This is a genomic window from Leptospira yanagawae serovar Saopaulo str. Sao Paulo = ATCC 700523, assembly GCF_000332475.2.
GTDB lineage: Bacteria > Spirochaetota > Leptospiria > Leptospirales > Leptospiraceae > Leptospira_A > Leptospira_A yanagawae.
Genome location: NZ_AOGX02000034.1, coordinates 1 through 8,259, shown reverse-complemented (window position 1 = coordinate 8,259; position 8,259 = coordinate 1). Strand labels below are relative to the sequence as shown.

The 8,259-nt window shown below is 35.1% G+C and carries 8 protein-coding genes and 1 pseudogene; all 9 read left to right on the top strand.

Going from position 1 to position 8,259, the window contains the following annotated elements; genetic code table 11:
- Positions 1–648: pseudogene (locus LEP1GSC202_RS15755) on the top strand (hypothetical protein); the annotation flags it as partial.
- Positions 649–681: 33 nt separating this feature from the next.
- Positions 682–1,746, top strand: coding sequence for an IS3 family transposase (locus LEP1GSC202_RS19720; protein WP_015678739.1), 1,065 nt, complete (start codon positions 682–684; stop codon positions 1,744–1,746).
- A 27-nt stretch (positions 1,747–1,773) separates the two neighbouring features.
- Positions 1,774–2,145, top strand: a complete 372-nt coding sequence (locus LEP1GSC202_RS15745; RefSeq protein WP_156825403.1) for a hypothetical protein — start codon at positions 1,774–1,776, stop codon at positions 2,143–2,145.
- Positions 2,146–2,363: 218 nt separating this feature from the next.
- Complete coding sequence (locus tag LEP1GSC202_RS15740) at positions 2,364–2,978, top strand: hypothetical protein (RefSeq protein WP_015678742.1); 615 nt, start codon at positions 2,364–2,366, stop codon at positions 2,976–2,978.
- Between the two features lie 18 nt (positions 2,979–2,996).
- Entirely contained in the window at positions 2,997–3,356 is a 360-nt protein-coding gene (locus tag LEP1GSC202_RS15735; protein WP_039929225.1) for a hypothetical protein, read from the top strand.
- A gap of 205 nt (positions 3,357–3,561) precedes the next feature.
- Complete coding sequence (locus tag LEP1GSC202_RS15730) at positions 3,562–4,224, top strand: hypothetical protein (RefSeq protein WP_015678745.1); 663 nt, start codon at positions 3,562–3,564, stop codon at positions 4,222–4,224.
- A 283-nt stretch (positions 4,225–4,507) separates the two neighbouring features.
- Complete coding sequence (locus LEP1GSC202_RS15725) at positions 4,508–5,095, top strand: hypothetical protein (RefSeq protein ID WP_015678740.1); 588 nt, start codon at positions 4,508–4,510, stop codon at positions 5,093–5,095.
- Positions 5,096–5,889: 794 nt separating this feature from the next.
- Positions 5,890–6,642 (top strand): hypothetical protein, encoded by a 753-nt coding sequence (locus LEP1GSC202_RS15720; protein ID WP_015678741.1) that lies wholly within the window; start codon positions 5,890–5,892, stop codon positions 6,640–6,642.
- Between the two features lie 209 nt (positions 6,643–6,851).
- Positions 6,852–8,060 (top strand): SEFIR domain-containing protein, encoded by a 1,209-nt coding sequence (locus LEP1GSC202_RS15715; RefSeq protein ID WP_015678743.1) that lies wholly within the window; start codon positions 6,852–6,854, stop codon positions 8,058–8,060.
- Positions 8,061–8,259 lie beyond the last annotated feature (199 nt).

Below are 8,259 nucleotides of genomic sequence, written 5' to 3'. Positions count from 1 at the left end.
CTGGCATTCGCCTTGCTTCCGCAAGCTACATGCCAGTCCCTAACGTCCCGTTCCGGGACTCAGGGTCGGGGAACTTCGGTAAGTCTATTCGTTATGCGAAAAACTGCAAAAATAATTTTTAAAGGAAAATTAATGAAAAATATAACTAGAATATTTTTTATTTGTCTGACAATGTCAGCATATCAAATTTCAGCTCAAGAAGGAAGAAAAACTATCTTTTTAGAATTTGCTTACGAAAAAGGAGTTTTATACCCGGACACTAACGTAAATAAATTTGGTGGTCCTCTTTCTTCAGATAGACGTCGACCGCTAGAAAATTTTAATTTCTATACTTCTAATGTATGGTCAGATGAAGACAAACTTGTCTCCGCTTATGCTTTCAAAAATGCACCAAAACCAAAAATCTCCGGACAAAGTTTAACTTTTCTATTTGAATATATGGTTTTGAATAAACTAGGAATTGGTTTAAGCGTTACAGAATCGGAATATAAAGGATCTAATTTCTCTTTGTCAAAAGGAAATTTTCTGATTCTTGCAAATCTTTTAAGACAAAATACAAATTTAATTGATAATGTTTCTAATGAACAAATAAGCCGTATAGAAAGTTTCTTGCCTGACCTGCTCCCCAAAAACTGCACCGATATTTAAGTTAGTTTTCTCCGATATTAAGGAGAGAGCATTATGGCAAGAAAGAAGATAGAAGAAAGCGAGATTTTTCGGATATTAAAGGAAGCAGAAACAGGTATTCCAATCAAGGAACTTTCACGAAAATACGGAATCACTGAACAAACATTTTATCGCTGGCGTAACAAGTATGGAGGAATGGAGCTTAGCGAAATCAAGAAGATGAAGGCACTCGAGCAGGAAAATTCAAATCTCAAAAGATTGGTAGCTGACATGGCTCTCGAATCCAAGCAATTAAGAATGTTTGGGAAAAAAGTTTTGAGCAGATCAACGAAGGAGAGAGCAGTTGATCTGCTAGTTGAAGAGGGACTTTCTCTAAACAGAAGCCTAGATGTTGTTCTTCTTCCTAAATCAAGTTATTATTATCAGCCGAAAGCTATTGATGAAGAGACAATGAACGAAATTCGAAGACTTGCTTTTCGATGGAAACGGGAAGGCTATCGACGAATTTACCGAAGGTTAAGAAGGTCGGGTAGGACAATCAATCATAAGAAAGTATATCGACTATATTGCTTAGAAGGGCTTAAAATAAGGACAAAACCGAAGCGAAAGAAAAGAAATGCATCATCACAGCAACTACCATTGCCTAAGAATTCAAACGAAGTTTGGTCAATGGACTTTGTTTTCGAACGGACGATTGATGGAAGAAAGCAAAGAATTTTAACAGGTATTGATCATTTAACAAGAGAGAATACCATACTTCAGGCAGAGTTTACTTTTTCGTCAGAAAAGTTGATCAGATATTTAAACACCCTCGAAAGACTTCCAAGAGCATTTGTTTTGGATAATGGAACAGAATTTACATCCAAAGACTTCCAGAAATGGGCAGAAGATAAGGGGATAGAAATTCACTTTATTGAAAAAGGAAAACCAACACAAAATGCATTTATAGAAAGTTTCAATGGTAAACTTAGAGATGAGTGTTTGAATCTACACTACTTTAAAAATCAAAGAGAGTTAACCGATGCTTTGCGAATTTTCCAAAAGGAATACAACGACGAGCGTCTTCACTCTTCATTGAATTACTTGACTCCTTCAGAGTTTAAGCGATCTTATGGTTGAAATGTTTAGAGAAAACTAACTTATCCATTGGTACTGAAAATGGGGGCAGGTCAACCTTACTTTCAATATTCAATTAATCCTATTGCAAATATAAGAACACTAAATTTCAATTTAGCTTATCATTTCATGGAGAATAGTATATTCGATCCTTATTTAAGATTATATTTAGGATACGGAAAATACTCATCTCTAGATCCAAAAGTGTACCATTCTGGAATTGGAATTGGTACAAGAATTTTCTTTAATAATAACATTTACTTACTTACAGAAATTCTTACAAGTAGGTATGATGCTTATGACACTAGATCTTCATTTCTTCAAATAGGTAATTCTGAAGAAATTCGAGTCTGGACAATAAATGAAGTAAATGCTAAAATTGGAGCAGGTATAAATTTCTAGATTCCTGCAGTTCTTCGCATAACAGCGCCTTACCGCTACGCTTCGGCACAAGGCCTCGCTCGGCCTGCGGCAAATTCCCTTTCTGTCACTCGTTTGCATCCGCAAACTCCGTGCCAGTCCCTAACGTCCCGTCGGGACTCAGGGTCAGGGAACTTCGGTAAGTCTAGTTCGTTATGCGCAATGCCAGAAATGATTAATTTAATTTAAATAGGTAAATAATGAAAGAAGATGTCTTAGAAACTATAGGCGCTGACTGGCTGTTACAAAAACCATCTGTTTATGTGAAAACAAATTTAAAATATAGACCACCGAAAGAATCAATCGATTTTGATATTCAAAAAGACAATATTTATTCAGATATTGATATTCTATCCTTGAATATAAATAATTTAGATATCGTCACTATTCTAAATTGCAAATCATGGATGGATGGTTTTGATTGTAAGAAATTTGATGAAATGCTAAAGGATTCCAGTAACCATGAAAAAGAATTTGGTGGTAAGGAATATTGGAAACATTTTAGAGAATTAATAAGTCCTAAATGGAACAAAGGATTTATTCAGAGAATTAAAGAAGAAAACAAAAACTTCAAGAATATAAAATATATTATACTTTCACTATATGCGAAGAATAAAGAATCAATTTTAGAATGGCAGAAAAATCAGATAATCTTGCAAAACTTTAAAAATGAAAACATTAATCTTTTATCCATTGAAATACTTGAATTAAAAGATTTAATAAAAGATATAAATATAAAATCATCCGATTACGTCGAAAATTCCGATTTTATTCGCATGATCCAAATTTTGAAAGCAAGTAGAATTCTAAACTAACGGAAGGAATAAGAAAAAATGATAATAGAAAGTGTAACTCATCGCAGTATCAGTGCAAAAATAGATTCATTAGATTTTGAAAGAATCAATACTTATATACAAGGAGCTGTATACTGTTGGTGCAAGAATGTAAAAGATAATAATGGTGAAAATCTTTGGTTTATTGCATCTGATCTTTTTGGTGGAGAAAATTTTTTTTGGGAAGGAACTCCGTTATACGTCCTATATAATTGGCATCTTCAGAATGGGGCATCTGACCCTGTAAATATGGCTGGTCGAGACGTAGGACATATACTGAAATCTTTAATAGACAAAGACCCAAGAGTTTTCCATACCAGACCTGGACGAAGAAGAGAATACCTATGGACGGGAAATTAGGATTTAGAAAAATCTGGCACAGCGCATAACAGCGACTTAACGCTACGCTTCGGGACAAGCCCTCGCTCGGGCTACGCCACATTCCTCTTCTGTCACTCGTTTGCGTTCGCAAACTACGTGCCAGTCCCTACCGTCCCGTTGGGACTCAGGGTCGAGGAACGTCGTTAAGTCTAGTTCGTTATACGCAATTGTTTAAAAATATTTTATGAAATTACTTACTATCAAATTATTCTTTATTGCAGTTGCTTGCACCAATTGCATAACGCATGAAATACTTTCCCAGGGAGTTACGTCTGATTCTGAATTAGAATTAATAAGTTTCAAAAACTTCACAAATAACCCTAAAATCAGAGACGAAATCGACATAAGAGCTTTCAAAATAAATAACGAAAAAAATCTTTCCGAAATTATTTACGATAAGAATAATACTTTTTTTGATGGAGATTTACCACTTAATCTAGAAGACTTAAATCTAAAACATTCAGATATTTACATGTTTTCAATAAATGTTCAAAAAGATTCAAATTCAATTAATCTCTCTAATTTTTCTATTTCATCAGGTGAACTTCCTCTGATTAAAACTAATGCTTTTGTTTATGATTATATCATACTGTCCAAATACAATAATGGCATTGCTGGTTCTATGGAATCTATGTCGATCACAAAGGATTCATTTCCTATCAAGCCTGAAGAGGCTTACAATCACCGTATAAAATCGTCCTCTTACGGCTATACTCTCGTAAACTATCTTAGAACCATTCGATTTATAGTTGCCTTTAAGAAAGAGTATTTCCCTAAAAAGATAAAAAAGCTGATTTTTAGATCTAAATTTGAATTCGAAGCAGATTTTACAGAAAATTTGGATTAAAAAAGAACTTTTAGAAACAATCAATACTCAAGAATAAACAACTGCGTATAACTTCCGCTAACCACTTCGCTTCGGGTCAAGCCCTCGCTCGGCCTGCGGCACATAGGCTTTCTGTCACTCGTTTGCATTCGCAAACTACGTGCCAGTCCCTAACGTCCCGTTGGGACTCAGGGTCAGCCTACGTCGGTTAGCTTTTTCGTTATGCGAAATTTTTTAAACTTTACAAAAGAATAAATAATACATTCTCTAAAAGAATTTCAAAAAACAACAAAGAAGGTATTCTTTGAAAAAAACAAATCAAATATTAATTGCGCTTTTCCTGATCTTATCTTTCAATTCTGGATGTTTGATTTGGCGAACAAATAATATTCCAAATCCTAATAATATCAATGTATCTTATTCGAAAAAAATTAAATTAACTGTTTCAATTGATGGCTGTTTCCCTGACGATCTTTATTCGTGCAAATCTTCTTTAGAAAGCTTTAATCAATTAAATAAAGAATTCGCTAAAACCGGTTCAATTGATACTATCTACGGAAATTCAAATGGATTATCTAATTCTGACTATCATCTTAGCTTATACTGGGATGATGATATGAATAAAGACAAAGGTTTATTAAATGCAGTAACTCTTTTTACTCTTGGGATCGTCCCTGTCTATTATAAACAAGATATTCAATTACTTGCTATTGTCAAAAAGACCGACGGAACAATTTTACAAACTTTTGAATACAAAGAATCTATTTCACACCTGATCCATATTCTCTTATTCTTTAATATACCATTCGAAAATTTAAGACAATTAGATGAAATTAAAGCAGGCATGCTCAAAATGCTTTTGAAAGATTTAATTAATTTAAATATTAAGTAAAACAAAAAACTTCGCATAACAGCGACTTACCGCTACGCTTCGGGACGAGCCCTCGCTCGGGCTGCGCCAAATTCCCCTTCTGGCATTCGCCTTGCTTTCGCAAGCTACATGCCAGTCCCTAACGTCCCGTTCCGGGACTCAGGGTCGGGGAACTTCGGTAAGTCTATTCGTTATACGCAATATCCAAAAAGTGATTAAGATACTCTTGGTAAGTAATTACGCCAATATCTTTGAATTAACGCATTTTCATTCATGCGATTCGTTCTATCGCAGCTCCGTTGGTTAAGTAGAAAATTTTAATGAAAATTTTCACTTTAAGAAATAAGAATTAAGAAAAAAGATGAACTAAAGATAGAAATGAAGAGTTCTTGGTTTTATCTTAATTAAGTAATTATTTTTGGACGGCGATTCTATTTTTACATATTGGAGATTAGGATTTTTTTTTAATTCTAAAAAGATTTGAAAACAAAAAATTTAGGAAGAAAAAAAATGAAAGAATACAAAATATTGACTAAATTGTTTTCTAATTACTTTATTCTCTCACATTGGATACTGCGTATAACAGCGGCTAACCACATCGCCTCGGGACGAGCCCTCGCTCGGCCTACGGCACATAGGCTTTCTGGCACTCGTTTGCATGCGCAAACTACGCGCCAGTCCCTAACGTCCCGTTTCCGGGACTCAGGGTCAGCCTACGTCGGTTAGCCTATTCGTTATGCGAAATTGATTAAATTTCATACTTAAGAAAAGTAAAAATTCAGTATTAAAAATTCTAAAAAAGTAGAGGAAAATAAATGGGAGATATTATTGATAGATTAGATATATTGTATAAAGAACATATGGAGAGTCTTGAGTATCTAGTACCAAGGGTAGATACATCTAAATATGATTCAGATGGTGGTGGAAAGTATGATTTGTCTACCAACTTAAGATTTTTAGCAGCATGTGAGTATGTGCTACACGGAGATAAAAAGAAATTTCTGGAATTACTTTCCAAATCAGTATCTCTTGTTGCCAAAGTTTTCGAGGACTATCATTCTGGAAAAATCACTAGTATAGCTTACGTTAAGTGGAATCAGTATTTACACATGCTAGATTCTTATACTTCCTTGAATTTTGCTTCTGCCAAAACAATTGCCAAGTACATTGGGAATCTGGATACAGATAAAAAGGAAAAAGGATTTTTCCCCGCTCTCAGTTATTCGATTAAGTATATGGTTTTAGAAGACTCCAAAAATCTAAAACAATACTCGGATAAGTTATCTGAATCTATAACTCAAAAGAATGCAAAAAATTATTTAGGATATGCGGCAATCATCCAAGCATATATCAATAATGACTCAAAGTCCATGCAAAAGGGCTTTGAGACACTGCTTGCAAATCACAAACAGCTCTGCAAAGCTAGAGGGGAATATTCGGATACCGAGGATGAGGTAATCTTTTTACATGGTCTAGGTTTAATCAATCTTGTTCGGTCTCGAGGCTTCGATGTGACGCTAGACGATCCACTGATTCCACAAGACTTACTAACAACGGTAAAGAAATAAAATATTGAAAATAATCAAATTCGCATAACAGCGACTTACCGCTTCGCATCGGCACAAGGCCTCGCTCGGCCTGCGGCAAATTCCCCTTCTGGCATTCGCCTTGCCTTCGCAAGCTACATGCCAGTCCCTAACGTCCCGTTACCGGGACTCAGGGTCGGGGAACTTCGGTAAGTCTAGTTCGTTAGGCGCAATAGCTAAAAAATTGAATTATGAAGAAAACATTTATAAGCTATACTCACGATAGTGAAGAATATAAAATCAAAGTAAAGAATTTTGCCGACTTTCTTATTTCTAACGAAATAGATTGTGAACTAGATCAATATACAGTTTTCCCGATAGAAGGGTGGACTAAATGGATGATCGATAGAATAAGTGAAGCAAATTTTGTCCTAGTGGTCTGCTCTGAAAAATACCAAAGGAAAGCTGAAGAAAATACTGATCAAGCTTCAGGAGGAACATGGGAAGGTTCAATTGTCAGGCGAGATTTATTTAGTTTGGGCAATTTAAATCGAAAATTTATACCGATATGTTTTGGATCTGGAAATAGGAAATTCATGCCAAATTTTCTATCAGATTTTACATGCTTTAATGTTGAAAATCAGAATGAATTAGAATCATTACTTGATCTAATAAAAAAAGATTTGTTCACTAGAAAGCCAAGTATAGATGGCCTTTCGAAAACTTTTGAATTTGATAAAAAGAAAGAAATAGAGGGAGTTGGTGAAGTAATAAGTGAAAATCAATTTCTTCTAATTTCGACTAAGGGAATAAGTCGCGTTCTGGAGTTTAATCAGATCACTAATGATAAAAACTTAGAAATAACTGCAAAAATTACTAATCCTAGTGATTCTAGTTTTTTACAAGATTTAAAGTCCGACCGTAGAGGAATCGTTGTAACTTTTGGATTTTCTTCGTACATCGTTACTCTTCTTGAATGTATTCAGAAAATTGAAAATGGTGAAGAGACCTATAAGTTAACTTTCGAAATAAGAGATGCATCTAGATTGGCAACAATAACGGATATGGGGTTAGAAGGATACACTACGGAAGAAATTGCGGAAATTAGAGTGAAGCGAATTCTATTGAATAGGCATTTCCATAGTATAGATGATGAGGATTTTAAGAAAATTCTTGAAGATGCTGTATTCTCAGGAGTTGGAACTCCAATGAGGGCAGATAAATCTCCAATCCCGGAAATTTTAAAAGAAATAGAATCTTTCGATAAATTTAGGGTCTTTGCAAGGCTATATTGTGTCACATTGCTGATACATTCTATTGCTATTACAAGTATAAACAAGCTCATATTTTCAAAAGAGGCAGAAGATATAGTTGTTGATTTTGAGGGTATTAGAGATAAGCAATACACAAATTTGAAACCGCAGCTGATTAAGTTTAAAGAATCAGTTTTATTAAATTAACTACTGCGCCTAACAGCGACTTACCGCTACGCTTCGGGACTCCGCCCTCGCTTGGGCTGCGCCAAATTCTCCTTCTGGCATTCGCCTTGCTTACGCAAGCTACATGCCAGTCCCTAACGTCCCGTTCCGGGACTCAGGGTCGGAGAACTTCGGTAAGTCTATTCGTTATACGCAATATCCAAAAAGTGGCTAGAGGCGT